Raw genomic sequence first — 13,523 nt, 5'->3', positions numbered from 1 at the left:
AAGTTATGAATTATTTAGAGAGTTTGTACTGGATTCATGAACGGACGAAGTTTGGTATCAAACCAGGTATCAAACGGATGCAGTGGATGCTTGAACGACTTGGCAATCCCGAACAGCATATTCATGGCATTCATGTCGTAGGAACAAACGGTAAAGGATCAACTGTCAGCTATTTGAAGAATGCACTACTTGCCAACAACTATCAAGTCGGTACGTTTACTTCGCCGTATATCGAGACATTCAATGAAAGAATCAGTCTCAATGGCAGCCCGATAACAGATGAAGAAATCGTCCTCCTTGTTGAGCGGGTCAAACCAGTCAGTGAGCAGATGACGGAGGAAACAGATTTAGGTCCGGCTACTGAGTTTGAGATCATTACACTGATGATGTTTCTCTATTTTGGCGAGGTACATCCGGTTGATTTTGTGGTAGTTGAAGCGGGTCTCGGAGCAAAAAATGATTCAACTAATGTATTTTCTCCTATTATGACAGTGTTGACTAGTATCGGCCTTGATCACACTAATATTATGGGAGACACTTATCTCGATATAGCGAAGGAGAAGTCGGGTGTCATCAAACCAGGTGTACCGCTTGTCTATGCTGTTAAAAATGAAGAAGCAAGACAGTACATAGTCAATAAGGCGCATGACCAGGCGGAAGCGATTGAATTGGGCCGTGACTTTTACGTCATTCCATCGGGTAAGGAATTCACATACCGCTATAACAATTATGAACTTGAACATATTGGTCTGAAAATGATGGGCACACATCAGCAGGAAAATGCAGCTGTAGCAATGACGACATTGATTGAAATGTATGAGCGCGGTATGATGACGCTTGACTTCAATAAGATGGTGGATGCAATCGAGCAGACGACTTGGACAGGACGCATCGAAAAAATTCAGGACCAGCCGACCATTATTCTCGATGGGGCACATAACAAAGAATCCATCGATGTATTAGTAGAAACGATGAAAGCTTATTATCCTGATCGGCGCATCGATGTACTGTTCAGTGCTATCAGCGGTAAACCTATCGGCAGTATGCTGATGGCACTGGAAGATATTGCAGTGACCTTCTATGTCACTGAATTTGAATTTCCAAAAGCTCTGCCGGTCGACGTGATCTATGAGCATGTTGAACATGAGCGGGTAGAGAAAGTAAAAGACTACGGTGAACTCATCAAACATTATGACGGGGACCTGCTGCTAGTCACCGGAAGTCTTTACTTCATCAGTGCAGTCAAAGAGTATTTAAAAAAACAATAAAAATTAATTAATTATTCTGAAAATAGGGAACCCTCTTATATAGGGGGTTTTTGTTATGGAGAATAAACTGAAAATGCCGCATACATATGCACTGCTGCTTTTTTTAGTTGCCGCAGCATGTGTGCTGACATACGTTATTCCCGCCGGTTCTTTTGAGCGGCAAGAAGTGGACGGTAGAACAGAGGTAATGAATGGATCATATCAACAAGTCACTCAGTCACCTGTATCGCCAATAGAGATATTCAGAGCAGTGCCGGACGGAATGATTGCCGGTGCGGAGATTATCTTCTATATCTTTATTGTCGGTGGCGCATTTGGTATTATCCATCGAACAAATGCTATTAATGCTGGGGTCAATACGATGATGAAGCGGTCTGGAAGACACGGCAAATGGCTGATTCCGCTGACTATGATATTATTCAGCATTTTAGGGTTTTCTATCGGTCTCAGTGAAGAAGCAATTGTCTTTGTGCCGATTGGGATTGCCCTTGCTTCAGCACTTGGTTACGATGCAATGGTCGGAGCAGCAATGATTGCTCTCGGAGCAGGTATCGGTTTTCTTGGAGGGATGCTTAATCCATTTACTGTCGGTGTTGCTCAGAAAATTGCGGAAGTACCGCTGTTTTCCGGCTGGTTGTTCAGAACAATTGTTTATCTGCTTGTACTGATCAGCGGGATTATTTATGTCATGTGGTATGCAGAACGTGTCAGAAAGAATCCGGACAAGAGCTTGATTCATGATATCAATGTGGAAGAGAGAAGTACGATATCAGATGATATCGCAAATACTCACATTGAGCCGTTTAATAAGCGGCATGGCTGGATCTTACTGCTGCTGCTCTTTACGGTTGTCATCAATGTCTTTGGTATTTTCAAGTATGAATGGTTTCTTATTCAGATGAGTGCCAATTTCCTGATGCTAGGAATTGCAGCTGGTTTAATCGGGGGATTAGGGCTGAACGGTACATTTGATGCGATGATTGAAGGGATGAAAGACATTCTGTACGGTGCGTTGATCGTCGGATTTGCCCGTGCGATTGTGGTCGTCCTGGAATCAGGTAAAATCATTGATACGATTGTTTTTTATATGACTGATTTCATCGATCATTTACCTGCCGCATTCTCTGTCGTTGCTATGTTCATGACACAGCTGGTACTGAATTTTTTCATTCCTTCTGGTTCAGGTCAGGCTATGACAACGATGCCGATCATGGTGCCGATTGCTGATTTACTGGATATCAATCGTCAGCTCGCAGTACTTGCCTTCCAGTACGGAGATGCGATCAGCAACAACATCATACCGACGTCAGCTTCTTTGATGGGACTGCTTGCCGTTGCAGGAATTCCTTACACGAGATGGCTGCGATTTGTCTGGAAGATCTCACTGATCTGGGTGATCATCTGTCTGGGCAGTATGATTGTTTACCTGTATATTGTGTAACCACTGCATTTTTGTCCATTAGTGATGAAAAACGATAAAAAAGACTGCAGCATTTGATGAACGTGACGATTTTCATCAAATACTGCAGTTTTTTTTTGGTCATTTCATCAAATGCTGCATTTTTACTAATCAGATTTTCTGTAATATAGTAGAGCTATCAATGATGGAGGTGACATCGTGTGGTCGTTAATTATCGGTAGCATCATCGGTTCTTTCATGTTATGTGTGCTGAATCATGAATCTTCTTTACTGCGTCGTTCTCATTGTCTATCATGTGGAAAAGATCTCGAGTGGTATGAACTTATTCCGGTAGTCAGTTATATCGTTCAACGAGGGAGGTGCAGGGGATGTCGGCAGCTGATTCCAGTCAATCATTTGGTGATTGAGCTGCTGTTCGCGCTGATGTTTTTATTGATGACGGCTCAATATGATGAGATGACTCCAAACCGCATCATACTCATCTGCTTTTTAATACCACTCGCTATTTATGACATTCATCATTTTCGTATTCCTAATCATATGATCCTTCTCTTCTTTTTGCTTCTGCTTATCTTCAATTTTCATCAGCTGACTATCAACCATCTGTTTATTTCATTGTTCTTGATTGTAATGCTTCATCTATTTTATTTCCTCACGCATAGTATCGGCTACGGGGATGTTAAATTACTCAGCATCATGTCATTATTTCTATCGTGGGAATATTTTGTTTATATCTTTATGCTGACATATATTACAGGAGGTGTGGCGGCTATCATCTTTTTATTTTATAAGAAGGGTCTAAAAAAAATACCGCTCGTTCCATTTATTGCGGCAAGCACCATGATTGTTCTGCTTTATTTCGATGAACTACATTCTATCTATTTTGGAGGTTTTATCAATTGATGCTGCCAATGATTGAACATGATAAGCCACGTGAACGGCTGCTGACATATGGTCCTGAACAGCTGACCAATCAGGAATTGCTTGCTATTATAATTAATACAGGAACCAAGGATGAAACGGTTTTGGACGTGGCCAACAATATTTTGAACCAAGTCGGAAATGTCAGAGATATAAGATATTTGACACTTCAGGAACTGAGAGAAGTGAAGGGCATCGGTGAGAAAAAAGCTGTGATATTGCTTGCGATGATAGAGCTCGCGGTAAGAATGCATACGCATTCACTGGAGGATAAAATCAGAATTAAGACGCCGCAATGTGTCGCTGATTTATTAATGGAACGGATGAGGTATTATACGCAGGAGCATTTCATCGGTTTATACTTGAATACAAAGAACGTAGTCATTCACGAACAGCTCATCTTTAAAGGGTCACTCAATGCATCTATCGTCCATCCGAGAGAAGTGTTCAAAGAAGCGGTCAAACGTTCTGCTGCCAATATAATAGTGGCCCATAATCATCCGAGCGGCGACCCGACGCCTTCAGTAGAAGATATAGAAGCGACAAAGCGCTTGATGAACTGCGGGACGATGTTCGGCATAGAACTGCTTGATCATATCATCATCGGTGACGGGACATTTATCAGTATTAAGGAGAAGGGAATATTGTAATAGGCAGTGAATTGTGTGGTCATATCATTTATAATCAAGATGAGGTGAACACATGGATATATTTGCAATTGTATTTTTACTGCTGATCATTGCCCCGATGGTCTATATGTACAGCATCGTGAACAAGGAATCAGTGATTTTAAGGAAGCATTTCGTCATAACCTTTGCGACAGCCGTCATCGGAATGAGTCTATTCCCTATTATTTTCTTCACGCTGCTTGAAAATACTTATGAAGGAAGTTTGTGGTCGGTCATTTTTGGAGCGATTGCAGCCGGTATCATCTGGGGATTGATCTGCCTGCTATTTCTGTGGCTCATTAAAAAATGGCTGAAAAAATAATGTTTCGGAAAACGAATATTTATATTGCCAAAGAGAATATTTTGAATTATGATAATATTGAGAATTAAGAAAAGGAGGATAAGACCATGAAAAACTACCAGGACGCAGCTATCTATGTAACTTCATATCATCCTCCTCAGTGTTCTATTCAATCGTTCATTGGAGGAGTCTGACTCCTTACCATACAAAGCGCATGCTTTCCTTATGGAGGTGTGCGCTTTTTTGCGTCTAGGAATCATGTTTAGAAAAAAGGAGTGAGCTTATGTTTTCAGTGTTATTTAAATTAGGATGGTTTTTCAAACAGCAGAAGAAACGTTATATTATTGCGGTCATGCTGCTGCTTGTGGCCAATATCACAGAAATTCTGCCGCCTTGGATCATCGGTAGAACCATTGATTATATCAACAGTGGAGAATTGACTGAGCGGCTTTTGACCATTATTCTTGTCTTCTTTGTAGGTTTGACACTGGTCGGCTATGTGATTCATTATGTATGGCGGTATCTGCTCTTCAATGGTTCTCAGCTGCTGGAAAGTCTGATGCGCCGTAAATTGATGGCGAAGTTTCTGACTATGAGTCCAAGTTTTTATGAAAAGAATCGGACAGGGGACTTGATGGCAAGAGCAACTAACGATCTCTCCGCCATCAGACAGACGGTCGGGTTCGGTATTTTAACATTGATTGACAGTACGACTTTTATGGCAACCATAATTTTGATGATGGGCTTTACCATCTCATGGAAGCTGACATTGTTTGCACTGCTGCCATTGCCGTTTCTTGCGATTATCGAGCAGAAGCTCGGCAAGCTGATTCACGAACGTTACACAGTAAGTCAGGATGCATTCGGTGACATGAATGATGATGTTCTTGAATCTATTGAGGGGATTCGTGTGACGCGTGCATTTGCGCAGGAAGACAATCTGAACAACAAGTTCTTTGAGATGACGACAGATGTCGTTAATAAATTCATGCATGTCGAGCGACTGGATGCATTGTTCAAACCGTTGACCATTATTGTGACGATGTTAAGTTTTATTATTGCATTAGGTTACGGCAGCTTTCTTGTCAATCAAGGTGAGATTACTATCGGTGGACTGATTACATTCAATGTCTACTTGAACATGCTTGTCTGGCCGATGTTTGCTATCGGTCTATTGTTCAATATTATGCAGCGGGGTAATGCGTCTCTTGATCGAGTGATGGCTGTCATGGATGAGCAGGATGTACTGCTGGATCCTATTGATGCAGTCAGCCCTGCTGGTCATCAAGTGGCGTTTCAGAATGTAGACTTCAAGTATCCGCTCAGTGAAACAGTGAATTTAAAAAGAATCAATATTCATGTGGAAGAAGGGCAGACACTTGGTATTGTAGGCCCGACCGGAAGTGGTAAGACGACGTTGATCAAGCAGATTCTCAAAGAATACCCTGTCGGACAGGGGAATATATCACTTGGTGGACATGTGATTCAACAGATGACCAAGCTGGATGTACGTCAAAAAATCGGCTACGTGTCACAGGAAAATATATTATTTTCAAGATCGGTAAAAGAAAATATTAAATTCGGCAGTCCGAATGCTACGGATGCAGAAATCCAGCATGCCATTCATCTGGCGAATTTCACTGAAGATGTGAAACGACTGCCGCAAGGTCTTGAAACATTGGTCGGGGAAAAGGGAATTGCTATTTCTGGTGGCCAGAAGCAGCGGATTTCTATTGCCCGCGCGATGATCAAAGATCCTGAAATATTGATACTCGACGATTCACTGTCAGCTGTCGATGCTAAGACAGAAACGGCGATCATCAACAACATTCAGCAGTCAAGACAGGGTAAAACAACAGTCATTGCGACACATCGACTGTCAGCCGTACAGCATGCTGACTTGATTGTTGTCATGGATCACGGTGAAATTGTACAGCAGGGAAGACATCAAGAGCTGCTTCAGGCAGGCGGCTGGTACAAAGAACAGTTTGACCGTCAGCAGCTGGGAGAGGAGGAACTGTAATGTCAGTGACTAAACGGTTGTTTAAAGAAGCTATGCAGTATAAGCGCATGTTCATCATCGGTTTCATCATCTTAATTTTAGCAGTCATTGCTGAACTGGTCGGGCCGATTATTGCGATGACGATCATCGACGACCATGTAAGAACCGCCAAGTCTGGTGTCATCGAGATGGGTCCGATTTATCGGTTGCTTGCATTATATGCAGTCGTCGCATTGATCAATGCAGTATTGAGTTATTATCAGACGATTTATTTTCAGAACGCCGGCTCTAATGTCATCAAGAATTTAAGGAATAACTTGTTTGTTCATATGCAGCGTCTCCCTATCAAATACTTTGATAACCTACCGGCTGGTAAAGTCGTTGCGAGAATTACTAACGATACACAGACAATTCTTGAATTATTCACAGTCATGGTACCGACTTATATTTCAGGCATTGTCAATATTCTTGGTATTATCATTGCCATCTTCTATTTCAACTGGAAGATTGGATTGACAGCCTTGGTTGTCGTTCCGCTGCTGTTCATCTGGCTGACGTTTTATCGCAAGTTATCTGATCAGTACAATCATGTGACACGTGAGAAGAACAGTGATATGAATGCCATGCTCAATGAATCCATTAACGGGATGACCATCATCCAGGCATTCAATCAGGAACAGAAGATTCAGGACGAATTCAATGAACTGAATGAAACTTATCTGAAAAACTATTCAAGGATCATCCAGCTCGATTCATTGACGAGTCATAACTTGATGGGAACTATCCGGGCATTGATATTTGCAGTGATGATCTATGTCTTTGGGACAACTTTTCTAGGTGGGACAGAAGCTATGACGGTCGGAATGATGTATGTGCTCGTCGATTATTTGACGAGATTATTCAATCCGATGTTCAATATGGTCAACAACTTGAGCGTACTTGAACAGGCCAGAGTCTCTGCGAACCGTGTCTATGAAATGATGGATGAACAACCAGAAATAATGGAAGACAAAGAAATGCGTCCTGCACAAGGGCAGGTTGAGTTCAAGGATGTGTCATTCGCCTACAAAGATGATCAGTACGTCTTGAAGCATATTGATATTCAGGCATCCCGCGGAGAAACAATCGCGTTAGTGGGACACACGGGTTCAGGGAAAAGTTCTATTATGAACTTGCTGTTTCGCTTCTACGATCCATCACATGGCCAGATCTTGATCGATGGTATAGATTCAAAAACAGTGACGAAACAATCGCTTAGACAGTCGATGGGGATTGTACTTCAGGATCCTTATCTCTACAGTGGAACCATCCTCAGCAATATCACATTGAACGACTCTCGTATTTCAAGAGAACGCGCCGTAGCTGCATTGAATGCTGTTGGTGGCGACCGCGTGATTTATGGTCTTGAACAGGGCATCGATACACCTGTCGTTGAAAAAGGGAGTACGTTGTCAAGCGGTCAACGTCAGCTCATATCCTTTGCTCGTGCATTGGCGTTTGATCCAGCTATCTTGATTCTTGATGAAGCAACTGCAAGTATTGACTCTGAAACAGAAGAGATCATTCAAAATGCCATGGATGTCTTGAAACAAGGAAGAACGACATTCATCATCGCACATAGATTATCAACGATTAAAAATGCAGACAAAATTATCGTGCTGGACAAAGGTGAGATCATTGAGTCCGGCAATCATGCTTCATTGATCCAGCTCGGTGGTCAGTATGCTAAAATGTACCGTCTGCAGTCAGCTGGACAATAACATGGAGCTCATTGAAGTGAGGCCGATGACGCGTGACCAGGCAGAGTGCATTGCTGACTGGGACTTCGGTGACGGGTATCGGTTCTATAATATCGAAGGTGACCCCTATGTCATTGAAGAATTCCAGAATGGACATTATTATTCTGTGTTCTATCGTGACGAGCTTGTCGGTTTCTTCTGCGACGGAGAAACAGCAACGGTAGATATCGATTATGATGATCTTCCGCGCTATCTGGATATTGGACTCGCACTCCGTCCAGACATGACGTCACAAGGTTACGGCAGTGAACTGATGGATGTACTGATCAGTTTCTATACAGAGCTGTATCAGCCTGATTATTTTAGGTTGACTGTCGCTGCATTTAATCAACGGGCAGTCAGACTCTATCAGCAGACTGGTTTTCAAACAGTGAAGCAGTTTGAAGTGGACGGTATGCAGTTTTATGTGATGGTGATGAAAGTTCCATCTTAGGACCGATGTCAGCCGGCGTATCATTTTGTATAGTAGTGTCAGAGGTGAAATAGATGAAATTGATATTCAGACTAATGATTCGAGTGATACGTACAATGATTCTGCTTGCGCTGCTCGCGGCGATTATAATAGTAATAGTATTCAAAGGTGATATACCGGGAATGGATAGTTTTAAGACGCACGACATATCAAAAACGATGCAGAACGAGACCCACTATTCTCTGGAAGATAATGAACTGTTTAAGAATATTCCGTTGACTCAAGTGAAAAATGTTTTTGATTTCATGGATAAGCAGGAATTTATGGATGTTTCGGGGTTATCTCGACTTGGTTTTAATGATGATTATTTAATTGCACAGCGGAATGATGATTATATTCTGTATCGTTTCGGGGACAAGACTATTACATTATTCGATTCAGAAGAGGATTTACAGAGTAAGTTGAATCAACTCGGTCAGCAAATAAGTTTACAGGAAAAATCATCATTTTAATGTTATATTAAAAATAATTATCTTCGGATAATTATTTTTTTTATTGAGGAGTAACATATGGAACGTATCATCATTATTACTGTCTTATTGAGCGTTCTGACCGGATGTCAGAATCACTATGATAACACTCAATATCATGACAAACTAAGCTATAGGAAACTGCCATCTGTTGATTTAACGCATCTGATTATAGAAGACATGACGCTTGAGGAAAAAATATATCAATCGCTGATCATCGGTTTTGATGGCACTGTTTTAACTTCAGAACTGGCAGCTATGGCACATCGTAAATTGGGAGGCGTCATTCTGTTCAAGAGGAATATTCAAACAGTCTCCCAAGTGACAGCATTGAATCACCAGATTGAGCAGACTGAGCGTGATATTCCGCTCTTCATAGGTGTAGATCAGGAAGGGGGACGAGTGAACCGGCTGCCGAGCGAGCTCGGCAATACAGAAAGTGCCTATCATCTGGCCGGCACAGGAGACGAACAGTTGGTGTACAACCGTGGAAGATGGACGGGTGAAACACTGAAATCACTGAACTTCAATCTTGATTTCTCAACCGTACTTGATATTTGGACCAATCCCGCCAATCGGGTCATCAGCGATAGAAGTTTTGGTACGACCGCTGAACAAGTGACGCAGATGGCCGGTAAATTCAATCAAGGCATTATGGATGCCGGAATTGTTACAAGTGGCAAACACTTTCCAGGACATGGTGATACTTTTGTTGATTCACATGAATCTTTACCTGTCAGCAATCACGGGATGGACCGGTTAACAGCGGTTGAACTTCGACCATTTGCTGCACTGAAAGATGAACTGGATATGATCATGGTGTCTCATATTCAGCTGCAGCAGCTGGATTCATTGCCGAGTTCATTATCAGAAGTCATCGTCACTGACTTACTGCGCCATGATATGAACTACGACGGGGTGATTGTGACTGATGATCTATCGATGGGGGCGATAGCCAAAAGTTACAGTCAGCTGGATGCAGTCAAACGTGCTTTGCTGGCAGGAAACACGATGGTCCTTATCGGTTCAGATACGCAGCACATCCCTTATATTGTTGAAGAAATAAAGAAAAGTGTTCGGCAGGGCCTGATTAAAGAAGAGAAACTCGATAAAAATATCGAAAAAATTCTTCGATTAAAATTAAAATATGGTATTCTTTAACTACTAAAGATTAAACTCAATGAGGTGTTTAGCTTGCCGAATTTCTACAGTCGGAACAAACTCGTTTTTGTTCTATTTGGACTGATTATTTTTATTATGCTTGTCGGTCTATCATTAAGAGAAAGAAATACGTCTGTCCCTGAGCAGATTGTCGGGGATTCAGCAGCATTAGGACAGCGTATAGTATCCTATCCGGCATTGTTTATCTCACACAATTTATCCAATGTCGTCAATATGTGGGATGCAGTTGAAGAAAATAGAAAACTCAAAGACAAAATCAAAGGCTTCAATCAAGTCGAAGCAGATAATTATCGCCTTGAAAAAGAGAATAAGGAACTTCGGGACCTGCTTAACACGGACAGCATCTCGGAATATGACCCTGAAATAGCGACGATTATTGCTAGAAATCAAGATGAATGGATGAATACTTTCATTCTGAATAAAGGGGAATCGGCAGCGGTCAAAGAAAATATGGCGGTCATTACAAATGACGGGCTTGTCGGCCGCATTAAAAAAGTCAATGCATACTCAAGTCAGGTTGAACTGATATCGTCCAGTGTAAAAGCCAGTAAAATCAGTGTTTCTCTGCAGCAGGGCGGTACTGAAATATTCGGAATGATCGACCATTATGATGACAGCAAAAATCTTCTTGTTCTGAGTGATATTGAGAATAATGTCAAAGTGAAGGTCGGAACAAAAGTCATTACAAGTGGATTAGGCGGTCAATTTCCTAAAGGGATATTGATTGGCAAAGTCAAAAAAGTAGAAAATGATGAATATGGTTTAAGTCAGATGGCCTATGTTGAAACAGCAGCCAACTTAAATGATATTACACAAGTGTATATCGCTAAAAAGAGCCCGACCGCTGCAAAAGGAAGTGACAGTTAATGCAGTTTGTCATTATTCCACTGATTGCACTCTCGCTCTTCTATCTTGATACACTGATCAATACGATGATGCCGATTGAATGGTTCGGTCAGTCGTTTCATTTTACGAGTCATATGCTGTTTTTATATTTATTGATGCTGACAGTATATAAAAATCCGACAGTCGCTCTCATACTCGGAATCTTTTTTGGGCTGGTATCGGATATATATTTGGGCACTGTGTACGGGATATATACATTCAGCTATATCGTCTTCATCATCATGATGAATCAGTTGTTCAAAGTGTTTTACAAAGATATTGCTGTGATGATAGGTCTGCTGTTCATATTTGTCCTGTTATTTGAAAGTGTCTTCTATGTGATGCACATCATTTTGACGGATTCAGCGATGAATATTTTTGAGTTTTTAGGGCTTCATGGAATTCCTTCAAGCTTAATGAATTTACTGCTGATTGTACTGATCTTTCCGCTCATCTTAAAAACGCTGGAACGGACGTATAAATAAAGTTGACTTCTTAAAATTAGGATGGTACTATATTTAAGTTGAGTAGTTTATAGCTACATACAACCGCACGACTGCAGGTCCAAGTGAGTAATCCACCTGTAGACGGCGTGACTTAAAATATTATAGGAGGTGCAAGTATGTTTGCTATTATCGAAACTGGTGGAAAACAAGTAAAAGTAGAGCAAGGTCAAACAATCTGGGTTGAAAAAATTAACGCAGAAGAAGGTGCGACGTTCACTTTTGACAAAGTATTATTAGTGGGTGGAGAATCAGTCAAAGTAGGTTCACCTGTTGTTGAAGGTGCTACTGTTACAGCGAAAGTTGAAAAACACGGCCGCGGTAAAAAAGTGACTGTATTCAAATACAAACCTAAAAAGAACTACAAACGTAAACAAGGTCATCGTCAACCTTATACACGTTTAACTATTGAAGCGATCAACGCGTAATGATTAATGTAACCATTGCTGTCAACGATGATGGGAGAGTCACTGATTTTGAGATGACTGGACATGCCGATTCTGCACCACATGGTCAGGATTTAGTATGTGCTGGAGCATCAGCTGTTGTATTTGGCAGTATGAATGCTGTTCTTGGACTGACAGATGAACGCCCGGATATCGATTATGCACATGATGGTGGCTTTTTCAAATTCCGTGTGATAGATTTAAATAATAACGAAGCTCAGCTGATTATTCAGTCCATGATTGTTTCTTTGGAAACTATTGCTGATGAATATGGTCAGTTCATAAAACTAAACTTTAAGTGAGGTGTAACTCATGTTGAAATTAAACTTACAATTTTTCGCATCGAAAAAAGGGGTAGGTTCTACACGTAACGGTCGTGACTCTGAATCAAAACGTTTAGGTGCTAAACGTGCTGATGGTCAATACGTTTCTGGTGGTTCAATCCTATACCGTCAGCGCGGTACTAAAGTTTTCCCTGGTGAAAACGTAGGTCGTGGTGGAGATGATACTCTATTCGCTAAAATTGACGGTGTCGTAAAATTCGAACGTTTCGGTCGTGACAAGAAAAAAGTTTCTGTGTACGCTGAAGCAAAATAATAACACATTAAAGCACTGAACATCATGTTCAAGTGCTTTTCTTTTTGATACAGTGTTCGTCCCAGTCGTACAGTCTTCTGTTATAATGTCTTAAAGGAGAATATAATGAAAGCAGTCGATATTTATTTACGCGCGAAACATGATGTCAGCAATCAACTGCAGCTGATCAATGGTTACCTTGAATTAGGACATTATGAACAGGCAAAAGCGGCAGCAGAGCGGTGGACTCAAAGAGTCCATGAAGAACAGCAGTTATTCCGGCTGCCATGGCCTGCTTTTCTTGAGGCGGTTGTCAATTATCAGACAACAGCCAGTCGTTACAGCTGGAGATTTGAAGTGAATTCTAAAGGTGACGCTGCCAGTGATGCCTTTGTAACTTCACAGTTTGACCGGTGGATGAGTTTTATAGCAACGATTCCTGCTGCATATAAGCAGCTCATTGAAATCGAACTTTTTGATGAAGAAGAGACGATAGACGTCCATTTTATTCTATCAGGTGGAGACTACAGTGATGTACAGGGTGATGAAGCTTTTGACTGGGTCATCAGCGACCATATGATAACAGCAGCATTTAAAATTAATAGATAAG

General features: G+C 41.4%; 16 protein-coding genes and 1 other annotated feature. All 16 genes read left to right on the top strand.

Annotation, left to right across the window (positions count from 1 at the left end):
• Window positions 1–5: 5 nt before the first annotated feature.
• The 16 genes from AC3IPL_RS06755 (at window position 6) to AC3IPL_RS06680 (ending at window position 13,522) form a co-directional block, all read left to right on the top strand.
• Complete coding sequence (locus AC3IPL_RS06755; protein ID WP_489240042.1) at window positions 6–1,268, top strand: bifunctional folylpolyglutamate synthase/dihydrofolate synthase; 1,263 nt, start codon at window positions 6–8, stop codon at window positions 1,266–1,268.
• 55 nt (window positions 1,269–1,323) lie between these two features.
• Window positions 1,324–2,709: a YfcC family protein gene (locus AC3IPL_RS06750; protein ID WP_489240039.1), complete on the top strand. Its 1,386-nt coding sequence runs from the start codon at window positions 1,324–1,326 to the stop codon at window positions 2,707–2,709.
• 177 nt (window positions 2,710–2,886) lie between these two features.
• A complete protein-coding gene (locus tag AC3IPL_RS06745; RefSeq protein WP_489240037.1) occupies window positions 2,887–3,591 on the top strand; it encodes a prepilin peptidase in 705 nt (234 codons plus the stop codon).
• A complete protein-coding gene (gene radC, locus AC3IPL_RS06740; RefSeq protein WP_489242304.1) occupies window positions 3,591–4,259 on the top strand; it encodes a RadC family protein in 669 nt (222 codons plus the stop codon). The genes AC3IPL_RS06745 and radC overlap by 1 nt, the downstream gene beginning before the upstream one ends.
• A 52-nt stretch (window positions 4,260–4,311) precedes the next feature.
• Entirely contained in the window at window positions 4,312–4,599 is a 288-nt protein-coding gene (locus AC3IPL_RS06735) for a hypothetical protein (protein WP_489240035.1), read from the top strand.
• A gap of 262 nt (window positions 4,600–4,861) precedes the next feature.
• The gene (locus tag AC3IPL_RS06730; RefSeq protein ID WP_489240033.1) at window positions 4,862–6,601 is read left to right on the top strand and encodes an ABC transporter ATP-binding protein; all 1,740 of its coding nucleotides are present in this window, start codon (window positions 4,862–4,864) and stop codon (window positions 6,599–6,601) included.
• Window positions 6,601–8,340: an ABC transporter ATP-binding protein gene (locus AC3IPL_RS06725; protein WP_489240031.1), complete on the top strand. Its 1,740-nt coding sequence runs from the start codon at window positions 6,601–6,603 to the stop codon at window positions 8,338–8,340. Before AC3IPL_RS06730 ends, AC3IPL_RS06725 begins: the two co-directional genes overlap by 1 nt.
• A complete protein-coding gene (locus tag AC3IPL_RS06720) occupies window positions 8,303–8,812 on the top strand; it encodes a GNAT family N-acetyltransferase (RefSeq protein WP_489240029.1) in 510 nt (169 codons plus the stop codon). Before AC3IPL_RS06725 ends, AC3IPL_RS06720 begins: the two co-directional genes overlap by 38 nt.
• A 53-nt stretch (window positions 8,813–8,865) precedes the next feature.
• On the top strand, window positions 8,866–9,303 hold the full coding sequence (locus AC3IPL_RS06715) for a DUF4930 family protein (RefSeq protein WP_489240028.1): 438 nt from the start codon (window positions 8,866–8,868) through the stop codon (window positions 9,301–9,303).
• Between the two features lie 57 nt (window positions 9,304–9,360).
• Window positions 9,361–10,482 (top strand): beta-N-acetylhexosaminidase, encoded by a 1,122-nt coding sequence (gene nagZ / locus AC3IPL_RS06710; protein WP_489240027.1) that lies wholly within the window; start codon window positions 9,361–9,363, stop codon window positions 10,480–10,482.
• Between the two features lie 33 nt (window positions 10,483–10,515).
• Window positions 10,516–11,370 (top strand): rod shape-determining protein MreC, encoded by an 855-nt coding sequence (mreC, locus tag AC3IPL_RS06705; protein ID WP_489240025.1) that lies wholly within the window; start codon window positions 10,516–10,518, stop codon window positions 11,368–11,370.
• Window positions 11,370–11,873 (top strand): rod shape-determining protein MreD, encoded by a 504-nt coding sequence (gene mreD, locus AC3IPL_RS06700; protein ID WP_489240023.1) that lies wholly within the window; start codon window positions 11,370–11,372, stop codon window positions 11,871–11,873. Before mreC ends, mreD begins: the two co-directional genes overlap by 1 nt.
• A gap of 51 nt (window positions 11,874–11,924) precedes the next feature.
• Window positions 11,925–11,996, top strand: a sequence feature (ribosomal protein L21 leader region).
• A 14-nt stretch (window positions 11,997–12,010) separates the two neighbouring features.
• Window positions 12,011–12,319, top strand: coding sequence for a 50S ribosomal protein L21 (gene rplU, locus AC3IPL_RS06695; protein WP_489240021.1), 309 nt, complete (start codon window positions 12,011–12,013; stop codon window positions 12,317–12,319).
• Window positions 12,319–12,639: a ribosomal-processing cysteine protease Prp gene (locus tag AC3IPL_RS06690; protein ID WP_489240019.1), complete on the top strand. Its 321-nt coding sequence runs from the start codon at window positions 12,319–12,321 to the stop codon at window positions 12,637–12,639. Before rplU ends, AC3IPL_RS06690 begins: the two co-directional genes overlap by 1 nt.
• A gap of 10 nt (window positions 12,640–12,649) precedes the next feature.
• A complete protein-coding gene (gene rpmA / locus AC3IPL_RS06685; protein ID WP_290772078.1) occupies window positions 12,650–12,934 on the top strand; it encodes a 50S ribosomal protein L27 in 285 nt (94 codons plus the stop codon).
• A gap of 105 nt (window positions 12,935–13,039) precedes the next feature.
• Window positions 13,040–13,522, top strand: coding sequence for a Spo0B domain-containing protein (locus AC3IPL_RS06680; RefSeq protein WP_290772080.1), 483 nt, complete (start codon window positions 13,040–13,042; stop codon window positions 13,520–13,522).
• Window position 13,523 lies beyond the last annotated feature (1 nt).

The organism is Macrococcus sp. GL_134 (assembly GCF_057834705.1).
Note: the sequence above shows the minus strand (reverse complement) of the source record. Positions and strands in the feature narration are given on the sequence as shown.